Raw genomic sequence first — 502 nt, forward strand, 5'->3', positions numbered from 1 at the left:
ACGAATCGTTCGGTCGCTGTCAGTGATTTCAATCACCGGCTTTGGACTCTCGTCTGATCCTTCCAAATCCAGGAAGACCGTCCTGTCAATTTCTACGAATTCAAGAGCCGCTGAAGCAGGCGATACGGCGGCAGCTTTTCTGCGCCAGTACTGGAAGGTGGATAAAGCCAGGCCGTTTTGGACGCAGAAGCCAGCCTGAGTCAGACCTGACACCTGGTATTGATCAACCAGGTTCATCCACTGTTCCTGATTCAGTTCACGGGATTTGGAAAACAGATAATTATGCATAAAATCCTCCAGTTCTAGTCGAATACAGAATATCGACTGGAACCGGAGGATCTAAGCCCGTGCAAATTTCAAAAGGTTACTTCTTATAAAAGCCTAACTATTAAATGTCAAGTGTAATTGTATGGTGATCATAAAAATAAGTTTTGTTTGCTTTGCAGGTACATTTGCCTTGATAGGGAGGGCAAATAAATGATTACGTCTTAAATATTCAGAA

Annotated in this window: 1 protein-coding gene; it reads right to left on the minus strand. The window is 43.4% G+C overall.

The window, feature by feature from the left end; genetic code table 11:
- On the minus strand, positions 1 to 288 hold a 288-nt coding region (gene tnpA, locus BO222_RS11440), incomplete at its 3' end, for an IS66 family insertion sequence element accessory protein TnpA (protein ID WP_198931968.1).
- Positions 289 to 502: the final 214 nt, after the last annotated feature.

The sequence above is a fragment of the Ileibacterium valens genome, assembly GCF_001945525.1.
Classification (GTDB): domain Bacteria; phylum Bacillota_I; class Bacilli_A; order Erysipelotrichales; family Erysipelotrichaceae; genus Ileibacterium; species Ileibacterium valens.